The sequence below is a fragment of the Brenneria sp. hezel4-2-4 genome (assembly GCF_013155275.1).
GTDB lineage: Bacteria > Pseudomonadota > Gammaproteobacteria > Enterobacterales > Enterobacteriaceae > Brenneria.
Genome location: NZ_JABJXS010000001.1, coordinates 777,075 through 790,607, shown reverse-complemented (window position 1 = coordinate 790,607; position 13,533 = coordinate 777,075). Strand labels below are relative to the sequence as shown.

Annotated in this window: 15 protein-coding genes; 2 read left to right on the top strand and 13 right to left on the bottom strand. The window is 51.2% G+C overall.

Annotated elements, in window-relative coordinates; translation table 11 throughout:
- Positions 1–171: 171 nt before the first annotated feature.
- Complete coding sequence (locus tag HOY33_RS03645) at positions 172–957, top strand: nucleotidyltransferase domain-containing protein (RefSeq protein WP_172288615.1); 786 nt, start codon at positions 172–174, stop codon at positions 955–957.
- Between the two features lie 343 nt (positions 958–1,300).
- Here HOY33_RS03645 and HOY33_RS20730 read toward each other — a convergent pair whose 3' ends face one another.
- Both HOY33_RS20730 and HOY33_RS03640 read right to left on the bottom strand, forming a co-directional pair.
- Positions 1,301–1,429 carry a hypothetical protein gene (locus HOY33_RS20730; RefSeq protein ID WP_256380191.1) on the bottom strand — a complete coding sequence of 43 codons (129 nt, stop codon included), beginning with the start codon at positions 1,427–1,429 and terminating at the stop codon, positions 1,301–1,303.
- 426 nt (positions 1,430–1,855) lie between these two features.
- A complete protein-coding gene (locus HOY33_RS03640) occupies positions 1,856–2,896 on the bottom strand; it encodes a type IV secretion system protein (protein WP_172288613.1) in 1,041 nt (346 codons plus the stop codon).
- 173 nt (positions 2,897–3,069) lie between these two features.
- On the opposite strand from HOY33_RS03640, the gene HOY33_RS03635 reads away from it, so the two are divergent.
- Entirely contained in the window at positions 3,070–4,116 is a 1,047-nt protein-coding gene (locus HOY33_RS03635) for a hypothetical protein (RefSeq protein WP_172288611.1), read from the top strand.
- Positions 4,117–4,120: 4 nt separating this feature from the next.
- On the opposite strand, the gene HOY33_RS03630 is transcribed toward HOY33_RS03635, so the two are convergent.
- The 11 genes from HOY33_RS03630 to HOY33_RS03580 all read right to left on the bottom strand — a co-directional run bounded on the left by HOY33_RS03630 (position 4,121) and on the right by HOY33_RS03580 (position 13,465).
- Positions 4,121–4,849 (bottom strand): type IV secretion system protein, encoded by a 729-nt coding sequence (locus HOY33_RS03630; protein ID WP_172288609.1) that lies wholly within the window; start codon positions 4,847–4,849, stop codon positions 4,121–4,123.
- 12 nt (positions 4,850–4,861) lie between these two features.
- Positions 4,862–7,609, bottom strand: coding sequence for a VirB3 family type IV secretion system protein (locus HOY33_RS03625; RefSeq protein ID WP_172288607.1), 2,748 nt, complete (start codon positions 7,607–7,609; stop codon positions 4,862–4,864).
- A 9-nt stretch (positions 7,610–7,618) separates the two neighbouring features.
- Positions 7,619–7,894, bottom strand: a complete 276-nt coding sequence (locus tag HOY33_RS03620) for a TrbC/VirB2 family protein (RefSeq protein ID WP_172288848.1) — start codon at positions 7,892–7,894, stop codon at positions 7,619–7,621.
- Between the two features lie 2 nt (positions 7,895–7,896).
- A complete protein-coding gene (locus HOY33_RS03615; RefSeq protein WP_172288605.1) occupies positions 7,897–8,562 on the bottom strand; it encodes a lytic transglycosylase domain-containing protein in 666 nt (221 codons plus the stop codon).
- A gap of 58 nt (positions 8,563–8,620) precedes the next feature.
- Positions 8,621–8,842: a hypothetical protein gene (locus HOY33_RS03610; RefSeq protein WP_121554688.1), complete on the bottom strand. Its 222-nt coding sequence runs from the start codon at positions 8,840–8,842 to the stop codon at positions 8,621–8,623.
- Between the two features lie 440 nt (positions 8,843–9,282).
- The gene (locus HOY33_RS03605; RefSeq protein WP_121554687.1) at positions 9,283–9,492 is read right to left on the bottom strand and encodes a TraR/DksA family transcriptional regulator; all 210 of its coding nucleotides are present in this window, start codon (positions 9,490–9,492) and stop codon (positions 9,283–9,285) included.
- Positions 9,482–10,066, bottom strand: coding sequence for a DUF2857 domain-containing protein (locus HOY33_RS03600; RefSeq protein WP_172288603.1), 585 nt, complete (start codon positions 10,064–10,066; stop codon positions 9,482–9,484). Before HOY33_RS03600 ends, HOY33_RS03605 begins: the two co-directional genes overlap by 11 nt.
- A gap of 16 nt (positions 10,067–10,082) precedes the next feature.
- Entirely contained in the window at positions 10,083–10,277 is a 195-nt protein-coding gene (locus HOY33_RS03595) for an AlpA family transcriptional regulator (protein ID WP_009113423.1), read from the bottom strand.
- 134 nt (positions 10,278–10,411) lie between these two features.
- Positions 10,412–11,341 carry a hypothetical protein gene (locus HOY33_RS03590; RefSeq protein ID WP_172288601.1) on the bottom strand — a complete coding sequence of 310 codons (930 nt, stop codon included), beginning with the start codon at positions 11,339–11,341 and terminating at the stop codon, positions 10,412–10,414.
- Positions 11,342–11,560: 219 nt separating this feature from the next.
- Positions 11,561–12,757, bottom strand: a complete 1,197-nt coding sequence (locus HOY33_RS03585) for an MFS transporter (protein WP_172288599.1) — start codon at positions 12,755–12,757, stop codon at positions 11,561–11,563.
- Between the two features lie 3 nt (positions 12,758–12,760).
- Positions 12,761–13,465: a type 1 glutamine amidotransferase domain-containing protein gene (locus HOY33_RS03580; protein ID WP_136156983.1), complete on the bottom strand. Its 705-nt coding sequence runs from the start codon at positions 13,463–13,465 to the stop codon at positions 12,761–12,763.
- Positions 13,466–13,533 lie beyond the last annotated feature (68 nt).

The following is a 13,533-nucleotide window of genomic DNA, read 5'->3' as shown; positions in this document are numbered from 1 at the left end:
GCCGTTCATCCAGTACGGTCGTTGTTCGTGAAGATCATCAAGCGCAGTCTATGTTTGGCTGGATGTATCTGTCAGCTACGGTGACCGCGATGGTACTAAACTGCATTCTGATAATTGCTTGAATATGCCGTCATTTTGCGAATTTCACCAGTTGATACAAAGAGAATGGTTATGGCTCTGGATGTAGATGGCTATATCAAAACCCCGCTGTCAGACAGATTGCAACTCGAGTTCCAGCTGGTGGTTGATGACGTGATCAATCGCCTGGCTTCAAGGTTGGGATGCTTGCTCCATAGTGCGTATGTATATGGTAGCGTCGCGCAAGGAAAAGCGGTTGCCGGACTATCAGATTTGGATATTTGTGTCATCCTGACTCATCAGGCTGGTAACAGCGAGTGTAGGCTACTGTCTGAGATACGTAAGGAAATTAAGTCAAATCATTGTGTTGTAAGCAAAGTCGACTTCGATGTCGGATCTTTGTCGGAAGTGCTTGCCCCTGAGAACCTGTACAGTTGGGGTTACTGGCTGAAACATCATTGCAGATGTATTTGGGGAGAAGACCTTTCCAAACGATTCAGTCGTTTCAGACCGTCTAAAGCGATTGCTTTGGCGGTTAACGGCGATTTTGTCAGCGTGCTGAGCGATTATATGCAGAGATTGACCGAGAACGATAATGTTGATGAACATAAGCCAATACAAAGGGCGGCCGCCAGAAAACTGATTCGCTCCACTAATCTGCTGCGATCTGATGACGATACCGACTGGCCTGACACGCTTGAAGCATGCGTTGTAAGATTTGCAAAAAAATATCCGATGAAAGAAAGCGAAATCAGATACTTTTTATTTGAGAGCCATAATCAAATGGATAAAAAAGAAAATTTTATCGCGCGTTTAAGGACCTTTATGGATTGGCTGGTTGAAGCCAGCAGATATTTTCATCCTAATTCCTCTTTCTGAAATACATCACGCATAAGGGAATCCGGGGGATAAATGCACTGGTAATCTTTATCTGTATTAGCTCAGACTTGACATGACAGTTTTCGCTGGCAGCACACAATCAAATCTGACAGTCTGTTTTGAGGAGCGGACATTAAACCAGAACAGAGCTTTAGTAGCAGCAGTTTAGATGCGCATAGTTTGTTCGTGGTGATTTTGTACAAAGTCCTAACATCGTTAGCGTCCCCACCTTATACGGTTTATATAAAAAGAGTTTCAGACCCTATAGAGTGGTCTGCCCGGCAATTCTTTGGCCCTGACTCATAGAAAAGAAAAAAGCCCCGTAGGGCTTTGAGTTACTGACTTATTTCTTTGGGTTTTTACTGGGTTTCAGTTTATCAGTATTTCCCGGTGTTTTTTTATTGTCGCGCTGGCGTTTATCAGGTTCCCCTGTTGAGTCGGCAATTCGTTTCGGGCCTGGCTTAAGACTCATGGTCGTTCTCCTTTGCAAATTTAAGAGATAATTACTCTACCTGAATTGTGTACTATTTTTACTCTTATTCCCTTATGCTTTCAATGGGGATTTTACGTACGAAACCGACTGTTTCCGGGCAATTTTCGGTAAATGCCGGGGGTTTTAGTGGAGCTGAGGAAAATCCTAAATGACGTAACCTGCCATCACCGCATGCTGCCAGCAGAACTGAAACCGGTAGCGTTGCATCGCCCCGTTGAACTCACAGCACAGAGCGGCCTGTCAGGTTAGGTTTGGCTCTGTACCATAGATGTGTCAGTCAAATCGGAGCTAATACATTCTTATCTAATACACTTTGTCTGGCGTCGAATTGAGTCCTGTATATTCGTTGTCATGTTGGCTGTCAATCTGTGGATCACAACCTATAAGCCGGCTCAGTCAACAAAATTATTGTCTATCTCTATGATCGCGCTGCTGGTTGAAGCGCTTCATGCTCGCTATTGCGGCGGTGCGTTTTTGCCAGGCGGTGACGGTCTTGTTCACGCCGGCACCAATAAGCTGGCCTGCCATAACGCCGCCTTTGGCCGCCAGTCGGGCACCGGCAGCACCGGCTTTCAGCGTCGGTTTGGCCGCGCCGGAGGACTTTTTCACCAGCCCGCTTAAGCCGCTCATAGCCGCCCCTTGTAATACCGCCTGAACGGCGGCGCCGCTCAGTGCGCCGGCGATCTTTGCGGCGAACCAGACCACGACGCCCGCGGCGATCCCGGCCAGCAGGCATTGCGCCGCCAGCGTCACCATGTTGCTTTCGCTGGAGGCGTTGATGGCGGCATCCAGTATTTTATTCAGATAGTTGATGGCGATCCGGATGGATAAAGCGGAAAACATGATCGTCAATACGGCGGTGAAAATGGTTTTCAGCCAGTTATCGAACATCGGCTTAAGAAAACCGTACAGCAGGCAGAAAATAAATATCGGGGCGGTCGTCGTCATTAACAGAATGGTGATTTCGGCGAGCAGGTTGACGAATGTCGCCGCCAGTAAAAGCACGATTGCGCCGCTCCAGACCAGCACCTCGGCAAAGCCGCCGTTCAGTTTGACGTAGGTTGCGGTATCCAGATTAAACAGGGTTTGCCCAAGCGTTTGCGCTTTCTCCCAGACGGTATCGAGCAACGCCCAGACGTTGTCGCTGCCGCTGATCCCATCCTTAAGTCCTTCAATGGCGGCAATGGCGGCATCCAGCCAGCCGTCGCGGTTTAAAACAAAGGTGGTGATCAGCAACATGCGGCCCACATCCCAGACGACATCTTCAACCGGGGTCTGAAGTTTGCCGCCCAGCGTCTGATAACCGCGATACAGAATAAATAGCGTGAAGGAACTGACGATAATCACGCTGATCATGGTGCCATAGGTAGACGTTTGACCTTCTAACACGGCATTGAGTCCATCCATTATGTTTTTGTTCATACCGACAAAAATCCCACTGGACATAGCGCCTCGCTTTAGAGCAAAAAATAGATGGGGGAATAAAAGATTGGTGATGGTTTCTTTCGCAAGGTTTGCACAGATGCATCGCTCTGATTCGCGTTGCAGCAATGCAGTAGACAGACAGTAATAGTCCTGCAAAATGGTCAGGCGCCAGTATTGGACTTGGCGGTACGATCATGAAAATTTATATTGTTATTATTCCCAGAACAGCGATAAGGCACCGAACCTTGAAACATAACATTGATCAGTTCAGAGACGGCGCTAAGGTCCTCGAAGTTGTAGATGTGGACGACCAGACACCCTTACGTTTCATGTTCGGTACACCGGACGGTCTTTATGTTGTAAAGGATAAAAGTATTTTCCTGATGCAGCAGGCCGATCACATCGATCCTGAACGAACCAACATCAAGGTGAGAGATGTTTATCAGAAAGTGTTTCCCTACGGTTTTGAAAATCCGATTGTCGGGAAGATACTCGTCTCAGGAGAGAAGTTGTTTTGTTCCGGGTTTATGAGGGATGCCATTGAGCAAGAAACAGCGATGGGACTCATTCTTAAAGGAACAGGCATCCTCTGCGAGATGCAGGATCTGACCGACAAGGTTTTCGAACAGATTTCAGGCGTTGCCGTCGCTGAGATCCTGAGTGGAAACAAAGGGCAAAAGTTGCCTCATACGCCCAGTCTGCGTACAAATATTGACATTTATATAAGGCTGGCCGACAACCTACGACAGATGTTGACCGATTTTCTTGTAGCGATTTATAAGCCGACGGAAGGAAAGAGGCTGCTGGAAAATCTGAGAACCGCCATTCACCAAAAGCACGGTGATAGCCACGGATTTTATGTGTTCTTCGACGAACTTACCCCGGCGATGCTCTTTACACGAGAGCTACGCAACGCCTGGGAGCATCCGAAAACCGATCGGAACGTCGTTTGGAAAGACTTCGCGATGAAATCCGATGGCAAGGTTTATTCACCGACAATCGAACTGGTCAGCGCCGAATATCCACAAGATGAGATGGACCTTGGCACGTTTATGAAGCAATACACCGCGACACTTATCGATCAGTTGGAGGCCCTGATCGGCAACGCATGTGCTGCCAATTGTTCGTTCGGTGGCTTTAAATGTGGTGTGATGGAGTTACCGAAGGAGCTCCGTCAGCACCCTGAAGCACGCCTGACCTGTGCAGTATTTCTCAATGGGCAATGGCAACCAGTCGGGTAGTTCTTTAACCCCCCTGAATGCTGTTCAAATCAGCAACCGGAGCGGTTAATTGCTGCTGCTCGAATGCCCGTTGTTTTTGCTGCTCCAGCAGTGTTGTTCGCTGCTCAGCCTGTTTGACGGATATTTCCCACTGACTGGTCAGCGCGTTCAATTGTACGCTCCTGGCCGCCACGGCGTTAGCCAGGTCCTGCGACTCTTTCGAATCCTGCGCATTCGATATGCGATCGGATAACGCGGCGATATCGTTGAGGGTGTCGGCGATCTTGTTTTCAACGTCGGAGGTATTTTCGATCGCTACCGCCTGATTCAGGATGATCTGTTTGCAACTGTCGAGATAACGCTGCGAGGAACTGGACTGATTACAAGTATCGAAAGATTGATATTTTCCATACAAGCGCTGAAGCTCGGAAGAATAGGCGCCGCCCTGATTGGTCAGCAGATCATCCAGTGAAACGCCGTTTTTGCGGAGGTTATCAATATCGCTTTTGAGGTTTTTCGCCTCGTTAAAGAATCCCTGAATATCCCGCACGCCCGTCGCCGTGGCTAATTGCCGTTTGTAGGCGTCAAGCTCGCTTTTATAGTGGGTGACGGTTTCCTGCCACTGCTGGAGTTTTTGCACCCACTGGTTAATGGATTCGGTATTCTGCACGCCGTCGAAAACCGGGATCCCGGCGCTGAACGCCGGAGTGGAAAGAAAGAGTGCTAATGCCAGCACGGTGTTTCGGGTACGCATTGTTATCACCTCTCAGATAGCCATTTCAAGAAACTGCGCTTTCCATGCTTCAGGCTTCATGCCTTCCTGATAAAGGGCATCGAAGATTTTCAGGTTGTCTTCGCTCCCACTCAGCAGTTTGCTGACTTTCCCCAGTCCTGATAGGTCCATTTTTGCCAGCGCCACGAATGGCCGGGCTTCGCCGGCCCGTAACGGCGTTTTCAGGATCACCATATAGCGCTCGCCCGGATCCAGATTTTTGACGATGTCATAGACGCTTTCCGGCACTTTCATTTTCTCCACATAGTCCGCATGGCTGGCCTTTGGGTTAGCGAGAAAAATCTGTGTGCCGCACTGTTCGATGATTGCCGGGGCGATGGGATGCCTGACGATCTCGTCAGGCGATTGGGTGGCGGGAATGAAGATGCCGTTCAGCTTGCGAATGACCTTGAGCATATTGAGCGAGAACCGGGAGAATTCCACATCAGCCAGCCACTTCCAGAACTCGTCCATAAACATCACCAGCCGGCGGCCGTCCAGCAAGCTGGTGACGCGATACAGCAGGTAAAAGGTAATCGGCCCTCGGATATCGTCGTCATCCAGAAATTCCGTGCCGTCGATGCCGAAGTTATCGATATCGCTGATATCGAACGTATCCGCCTCGTTATCAAATACCCAGCCGAACTCGCCTTCCTGCGCCCACTGTTTCAGCCGGATGCGCAGCCCATTGACGCGGGCCTCCTGGGTCGGCGGCTCCGGCAGCACTTCCAGCAGCCGCGTGATGCCGTAACGGCGGTATTCCGGCGGGTAGTCCAGCATGATGGTGTCCACGGCGGCGCTGATGCGCGCTTCGTCGCGCGGATCGAGCGGCTTGCCGTTGCGGCGGCACAGCATTCGCACCAGTTGCTTGATAAAGTTGATGTTCCGCCGGGTCGGCACCAGCGAAAACGGGTTGAACCCGGTGGGCTCGCCGGTACGGAGTCGAAAATAACGCCCGCCCATCTGGCGTATCGCCATCTCCGCCGCCCGGTCTTTGTCGAAATAAACGGTGGTCAGCCGTTTGATGGTGGCCGAAGCGGCAAACGTCGCCGGGTTGCGGTATTTCTGCATCAGTTGTTGCATCACGGTCATCAGCATCGTTTTCCCCGAGCCGGTTTTCCCGATAATCGCCGTATTGCCCGGCGTTTTCTCGTTAAAGTCATCGCGTCCGGCCTGGCTGTCGTGCAGATTGAGGTAATAACCGCCGCCGCCCGGCGATGTGAGGATAGCAATGGCTTCGCCCCAGGGATTGCCGCCGCGTTTGTGGGGATGGAAGTTGTGCAGGCTCGCCATATCCGCATAGTTCTGGCTGCTGACGGCCACCAGCCGCGGCCGCAAGGTATAGACGCCCGGCAGTTGCGCCAGATAGGCGGCGGGTAACGACAGGGTGGACAGGGTGGTCATAATGCCGAGGTCGGCGAAGGGCTGCGCCAGCGTCGTGGCGTCCTTCACCACCTGGTCGGCGCTGGCGGATGAAACCAGCAGGGAGAAGTGGTATTTGCCGCACGACACATGCCCGGACTGGAGCAGGTCGCGCAGCACAATCAGCTCTTCGCGCTGCGACAGGGCGTCGTCATCGGCCGAGTTCAGCCGTTTTTCCGCCAGCCGGATATGGTTCTGCGCTTCATCGCGCGCCATGCAGGTAAAGGACTGCGTCAGCACATACTCGCTTTCGGCGTACAGCAGCGCATCCAGTAAACCTGTGGTGGTTTCGGGCGAGTAGTCCTTGATTTCCAGACTGCGGAAGTAGCGGGAGCCGTCTACCGTCTGGCATTCGGCGGTATCGGTGGTAAAAAACACGTCCGCCGTGCCGAGCTGGTGGTAAAACGGCGCGCGCGTGACCGCTACCTTCTGCCATTTGCCGGTGAGCAGCCGGTGATAGAAAGAAAGCTGCGAGGAGTACACCCGCCCGTTTGCTTCATAAACGCCCAGCGGCGTCGCGGTGTAGCGGGATAAGGCGGCGTTCAATGACGCCCAGTGCTCAAGCATGACCTTCAGGGCGTTATCCAGCGCCGCCTGCCTTTTGCCGACCGGCTGTCGGCTCAGCGCCTTTTTCTCCAGCGACGAGAACGGCGCGAAACAGACGGTAAAGAACAGCCGGTGCCGCCAGAGCGGTTTGTCCTTGATCGACTGGTAGTAAAGCTCTGCGACCTCATCGGCAAAGGGAATGTCCGATTGTGCCGCAAAGGCGTCCTGGTACGGCTCCCGCACACGGTGTATATAAAAAGTGACTGGCTGCCCTTCATACGACCGGATCAGGTTATTCAGGTGGGTCGCCAGAAAAGTGAGATGATGTTCATCCTCGCATTCGAAAACGGTGCCGCCCAGCTCCCAGGTCGCCACCAAATCCCGGTGACGGTTGCTGATGACGTGAGGGTGAATATGGGAGGAATACGGAATGTATTTATCCAGCGTGATGCGCGCGTTTAATTTCATTTTGTCGGTAAACTCCGCAATATCGACGGCGTCATAGCGGTTCGCCAGGAGGGCATTGGCGCCAAAATAGCGGTTGGCGGCCCACTGGCCGCGCGTTTTAAACGCCAGCCACAGCAGCCCGAAATAGTGGATGTCCTTACGGGCCTTGGCCTTCATTTCCATCCAGGCCGGAATAAGCAGCAAGGCCAGGTAATAGCTGAGGTAAACCGCCAGCAGGACGATAGCCCCGCTGACGATCACAAACGGCACGAGGGGAATGCCCATGATGGCGGCGGGCCGCGTCAGCGCCTTGTTCAGCGTGGTCATCGGTTTCTCCTACGCGGCCCAGTAGGCGCCGAAGCCCGACGCGCCGACAATCAGGATGGCGCCGATAATGACGTTGCGCATGTCATGCAGACTCTTGCCGTCGAACAGTACCTTGTAGCCGATCCACATGGTCGCCAGCGTGATGGTGACGGCGGCTAGCCCCAGCAGGCCGGTGGAGGTGTTGCTCAGCGTCTCATTGGCTTTATTGAATCCGCCGTCGGCCGCCAGCACTGGGGCGGACATTAATATGGAAGAGATGGCGGGCCAAAAATTACGTTTGCGCATCATTAATTATCCTCATCAGTCTCAGGGACGGGTAAAGCGCCGCGCATAACGGCGTTCGGGTAGCGCACGGACGGTGGCGGTGGCGTGGCGTTATCGGCCATGTCGCCGCGCAGGACGACGGCGGGATAATGGATTGTCGGGATGGCCTTTTCGGTTGGGGAGCGTTGTTTCTCTTCCCGCGTCGACGGGACGGCATAGCCGATACGCTGGACATAGCTGGTGCGGTTAAAGACGGCTTCCGGCCGCTGGCCGCTATCGAAATTGCCGGCGTAGTAGCAACTGAGCGCGCGTTGCAGGGAGCCGCCGCGCCGGTAGCAGTCGGTGAGGATGCGCTCGAAGACCGACAGATTGACGCAGGGATCAAATAGCTCACGGGCAGTAACGCCATAGTGGCGGAAATTGCTGCTGGTGATTTGCATCAGGCCGACCGAATAGCGGCGGCCCTGCGCGGCCAACCGCCTGACGATGCCGATGGCGTCCGCCTGGTTGGCGGGATAATGAGAAATCACCCCATGGCTGCCTGGCGCGCGCTGATGCTTCGGCACTATCTCCGCGATGGCGTAAGGGTGAAAACTGGATTCAACTCGCGCGATGTCAAGCGCGGTGGTCGGGTGAACGCTGGCGGCGCACTGCATGGCCGCCGCCAGAAAGGCTGTGGTTGAAAGCATGGCGGCCTCAGAAGGGTAAAATGCAGGAGGGTAGCGACAGAAAGAAACGGGAAGTGTATTAACCGGCGGGAACGTCCTGCGCAGCGTTGTTATCTTCTCTGGGTTCGAGCAGCACCAGCTTGCCGGAGACGGCGATGCCGGGTGTGAGTACCACATTCAGGCCGGATTTGCCGTGATGGGCGAAGGCGGCGCCGACTTTGGTCCAGTAGGTGCTTTTTTCGCCCTGCGCATCGGGCTGACTTTCCTGGGTGACAAAGACGTGATAAAGGGGTTTTCGCATGATTTTTCCTCTGATAAAAAAGCGTATGAAACATTGGTCACATCCCGATCCTGCATTCCGGTTTTAACGGGTCAGCGAGAACATTCAGCGGCACCCTGAATTGTGGTTGTGTGACAGCCCGATCCCGATTGTTAAAGAGCGTATTCAGGCAATCCCGGCCCGGTGAAATAAACGTCCCTGAACATCGCTGGCAGATATCGGCGTGGTCAGGGTGCGCTTTCTGATTAAGTCGGGTAACAAGAAACTCAAACCGAAAAATAAAAGAAAAAGGACGGGAAATTATCTTGATGTGATTTTGATTTTTATCTTGCGGGAAATGTTTTTATGAAGGTCTATTCGGTCTTTATTTTTTTCGACACGCTTTCCAATAGTAAAAGTCAGGATTTTCTTGCTGAAGAAAAATAAAAAACGTGCGGAACATCCTTGTTCTCCGCGCGTTTTTATCGCCTGCGGCGTTCAATTTTTGCCTGGCATTGTGTGCAGGTCGTCACGCCCGGCAACGTCTGCCGCCGTTTCTCGGGAATGGGCTTGCCGCAGAAACGACAATGTAAGAGTGATGGCGTGGGCGCCGGTTTGAAACGGCTCTGTTCGATCATCTCTTCCAGCCGCTGCTCGTTAAATTCCTGGTCGCGATCGATCTCATCCGGCATGCGACGCCCTCCAGTCCGACGCTTCCCGTTCGCAAAGCGTGATGCGGTTCCAGACGCTGGTAAGCGAAGTTCCTGCCGTCGGTGCGGACAGCGCCTCGGTGACCTGCATCATTGCCGTCAATGCCTCGGGCGATTCAAGGTTCTCTACGCGGCGTTTTTGCCATTGCCGCCAGATCTCTGCGTCGGTTTGTTCATCCGGGATGGGCGTCCGGCCTTGCGGAATAGCGACGCCCAGCAAGCGGCGGCGCACGCAGATTTCATTGGAGGTGAGGCCAAAATACCGATTTAACAGCGCAATCGAACCGCCCAACCTAATGGCCCGGTTAATCTGCTGCTGGCGCTGAACTTCCTGTCGCGACAGCGCCAACAGTTGGCGTAGCGCATCATGGCGAACGCTGACTGCCATAAACTGCGCCGACGCCCGGCTAAGGATAAATAGTTCGTCAAGGGACAGCTGATTAAGAGCATTCATTTCATCAAACGTAAACCCCAGCGCTTCGCAGTGACGGATATTGCCGTCCTTCAGCGCGTGCAGGGCATCGGTTAATACGGCGTAATTCAGTGACGGGATCATGATTCGGCTTCTCCCTTCAACGTGTTAAGCGATTGGCTAATTTGAGGCTGATCCATTCGTCCACTTCAGATTCCAGCCAGGCCACGCTGGCCGGGCCAATCTTGATGGAACGGGGAAAGCGGCCGCTTTTCATATAGAGGTAGATTTGCGAGCGTTTCAGGCCGGTTTTTTCTTCAACCTGCTTCAAACGTAATAATTGATGAGATGTCACGGTGTTCTCCTGTAGCAAAGAGGGGGTTTGCCCGGAGATGACACGACAACACAAAGCAGCGGCAGGGATAAAGTTGATGAGCCCGTATTACGGGTGGCAGAGTCCTTAATACGGACTTTTAGAACGGTGGACTATCATCTTTTTGATGCCGAAACAGCTGTAGGCGAGCCGCGTTCAAGCGCAGTTTTTAGCGTGTCGCCGCTAAATCGATCGGTGATGCCATCGTCAGAGGCCCATTGCTCGAAAATGGACAGGAGCTTATAAGGTTGCCGGATTAACGGACTGATAGCCTCGTTATGTTTGCAGGCAAGCCAGAACAGGCGGGACAGTGGCGTGGATATGCGTGCTGATGTCGGATGAAGAAAATTTTTTTCAACCGGCATGCCGACTAACTTCTTAAACTCAGTTTGTCTGATGACAAAACAGGCATCCTTTGGTAATTCATGGACAGGGAAATAGTATTTATGAGACTCTCTTTCAAGATCATATCGTAGCATTGTTTCGTAAATATCTGATGCAATGTCCTCAGGTAGTCGCCTTACTTGTTGCTTTATTCTTTCTTGCCATGTTGTTTTTTCAAAAATTTGGAATATCCCCCCACAAATAGAAACGGTAATGCCGTAATTGTTCTTATTTGCTCCTGATTCTGGTGGGGGGATTTTCAGAGATTGAGCAAGCAAGCGTTGTATAAGGACATATTCGTATCCGAGCAATGTTGTGTCGATGACTCTCTGTACAGGAAAAATATACTCTCCGTCAGTGCTAAAAGTTAAGTCATTTCCGTTTAATAAGGTATTTGGATCAAGCATGCATAATCTTGTAGTGAATGATTTATTTATTGGCGTTAGCTTTAATTTATGATTGCTTGATTTTATTCTTCGCAATATGACTGGTGACTGAAAATAGATGGATAGACGGATTTTTCCTTGTAAAGCATATCGATAAATATCACATTTTCTAATATTTTTACCATTAAATCCGTTAAAAACCTTTACAGCCTCCCTGATGGTTATCCAGTCTGAAATTCTATCTTTAATGTTTGGAATAGTAGAGTTATCTGACATAATATATCTCCTTTTACACAATGATATTGCTGATGAATTTCGCTGTGTTTTTAGAAGGATGTTTAAAATGCCGATTTATATGAAGTAGATATAGAATTATAAAAACTGATTTTATGAAATAAATAATCGCCTGCATCTGGCTGCAATTTTTGTCAAAGATGCACAATGAAACGGCTCAGTGATTTGGTTTTCACTGAGCTATCTCAAATATGAACTGTGCTATGAGTAGTAATCGGAGGCAGCGCGTCTTTTACTCGAATTTATTTGTAATATCATCCAAAAAATACCAACAATTACAATTCCTCCTCCAACCCATGCAGGACTTGTTAGACCAGAAAAATCCAGTGCCACACCTCCCAATAATGACCCTAACGCAATACCCCCATTAAAACCGGCAATGTTCAATCCTGCTGCCACAGCCGGAGCTTCGGGTGCATATATGTGAGACAATCCGATCACTCTTGCTTGCATTGAGGGGACTGCGGCATATGTCAATGCTCCAAGCAAGCCAATAAACAACGCCATTAAAATTAAGGATGAGACAGAGAACCACATAGCGAAGAGAACGAGCGCTAGACCAACAAGTACTATCATCACCGCACGGTCTGCACCTTGCTTGTCGGTCAGACGGCCCCCCCAGACATTGCCGATCGCGGCCATTACCCCATATACCAACATCAGCAAACTGATCGTACGCTCGTCCACATGCGTTACCTGAAGTAGAATCGGGGAAATATACGTATACAGAGCAAAAGATCCTGCATAAGCCAAAACTGTAATTCCGGCTCCCGCAAGCAATAGTGGGTTGAACATGGCTTTTAAGCCGTCCATGGCATTTGCCCGCAAGGCGGGATCATCGTGATCCGTTGGCATCAGCGTGGCCAATCCAATGAATCCGATCGCCCCACTGGCCGCCACCGCCATGAATATCGACTGCCAACTCAATAGACCGCCGATGTAGGTGCCAAGTGGCACGCCCAACGCCAGCGCTATGGTAAGACCGCCAAAAACAACCGCAACAGCAGCACCAGCACGATGTCGTCCAGCCAGTTGGGTTGCCACACTTGAAGCAACAGCAAGAAACACCCCGTGCCCCAGACCGGAAGCAAATCGAGCAATCAACATCGGCGTTAGGGACTCGGACGCACTGACGATACCATTGCCCACCGTAAACAGGCCCATAGCAACAAGTAATAATCTTTTACGAGGCCATCGTGTTGCCAATGCTGTTAATCCCGGAGCGCCAATTACGGCACCGAGGGCGTAGGCTGTCACCGCTGTACCCACATGACTGACACTGACGTTGAGATCTGCCGATATCGTGGAAACTAAGCCGATCGTGACAAACTCAGTGAATCCCAGAGCAAAAGCGCAGAGTGCAAAGATATATATAACAAAAGGCATACGTTCTTTCATAACTCAGGCTCGGCTATTTTCAATAGATGCCAGTAAAGGCAGCATCGCTTCTGCGACTCCTTTTGCGGAAGCGGGGTTTTGGCCTGTAACCAGCCGCTCACTGACGACCACTTGTGACTGAAAATTCTCGGCGGAAATATACTCAGCACCTTTTTCCTTCAGCGTGTCCTCAAGTAAGAAAGGAACGATGTCATACAATCCTACGGCACGTTCCTCATTGTTTGTAAAAGCCGATACCTTTTTGCCCGCAACTAAGTATTTATCATCAGAAAGTCGAATGTTCACTAATCCGGCAGGGCCATGACAAACCGCCGCGACGATGCCACCATTTTCATAGATTCGTGATGAAATACTTGCCAACTCTGTATTGTCAGGGAAATCCCACATTGTCGCATGACCTCCCGCATAGAAGACGGCGTCATAGACGTCAGGATCAATCTGTGAAGGTTTTAATGTGTTTTGAGTTGCCTCGCGTAAGGCATCATTATTCCAAAAGGAGGCGTTGGCTGGATCGCTGAGGTCTAAACCGTCAACATGGGTTTTGCCCCCCTTGGGGCTCACAAAATCAATTTCATATCCTTCTTTTGCGAGTACATAGTAGGGATGAGTCACCTCAGAAAGGTAGAAACCGCTAGGTGCGGCATTTTTACTCTCGGCAGTGCCTTTACGGTCATGGCTGGTCAATACAAACAGGATACGTTTTGACATTTTAACTTCCTCTACATTAGGGGCAGAAAGCTAAATTCTGCTGATTTGCATGCGATATGACAGACTTG